This window comes from Nonomuraea sp. NPDC003201 (assembly GCF_053590415.1).
In genome coordinates this window covers 1-1,025 of record NZ_JBSFTC010000790.1, presented here as the reverse complement: position 1 = coordinate 1,025, position 1,025 = coordinate 1, and the positions used below count along the sequence as shown (strand labels likewise).

At 75.9% G+C, this 1,025-nt stretch carries 1 protein-coding gene; it reads right to left on the bottom strand.

The genetic code is table 11. From position 1 onward, the window contains the following. Window positions 1–986: 3-oxo-tetronate kinase (gene otnK / locus ACWDX9_RS63670; RefSeq protein ID WP_449973508.1), on the bottom strand; the 986-nt coding region annotated here is incomplete at its 3' end. Window positions 987–1,025 lie beyond the last annotated feature (39 nt).

The window sequence follows — 1,025 nt, the reverse complement described above, 5'->3', positions numbered from 1 at the left end:
CGGGGGGCGACGGCCGCCAGCGCCTCCTCCAGCAGCCCGGCCGCGCCGGGCAAGCGCTCCTCGGGGGGAGCCGAGGAGTAGACCATGGCGCGGCCCTCCGCCTCGAGGTTGGCCTCCAGCCAGCCGATGGCCCCCTCGACCAGCCCGTCCTGCTCGGCACGCAGCCGGTGGGAGGGCATGTGCCGGCGGGCCAGGGCCACCTGCTCCAGCGTGGCGGCCGAGCAACTGCCCGCGAGCACCACTCCTGGTCCCGTGGGAAGGGCAGGCGTGGCCGGTTCGTGCCGGGCGGTCTCCAAGGCTCCGGCCAGCCCCGCCGCGCCCGTGATGACGGGCAGGTGCGCGCCGGCGCGGGCGATGACGTCGAGGTCGCGGTCGTCGAGGGCGTCGGTGACCGCGTACCGGACATTCTGGGCCTGCAGCGCGTCGAGCGCCGCGCGCACCGCGTCCGCTCCGCGCCGGACGGTCTCGTGCGCGACCAGCGCGACGCGGTGCGGGGTCTGCCGTCCCAGGACGCGCACGAGGTCGGGGTCGGTCATCGGCGTCAGCGGGTGGTGGCGCATCGACGACTCCGACAGCAGCCGGTCGCCGACGAACAGGTGCCCCTGGTAGACGGTGCGGCCGTGCTCGGGAGCGGCCGGGCACACCACGGTCAGGCGGGCCCCGACCGCCTCGGTCAGCGCGTCGGCGACCGGGCCGATGTTGCCCTGGTCGGTGGAGTCGAAGGTGGAGCAGTACTTGACGTACAGGCGCCGGACCCCGCGCTCGTGAAGCCATCGCTGAACGGCGAGCGACGCGGCGACCGCCTCCCCGGCCGGGATCGAGCGGGTCTTGAGCGCGACGACGACGGCGTCGCAGTCCGGGAGCACCGTCGCGGGCCCGGGGATGCCGAAGATCAGCACCGTACGCAGGCCCGACCGGCGCAACGCGGCGGCGACGTCGGTGCCGCCGGTGTAGTCGTCGGCCACGCAGCCCAGCAGCACGCTCATGCCAGCGCCTCGCGCAGCGCCCGGGCCGCCGCCAGCGTC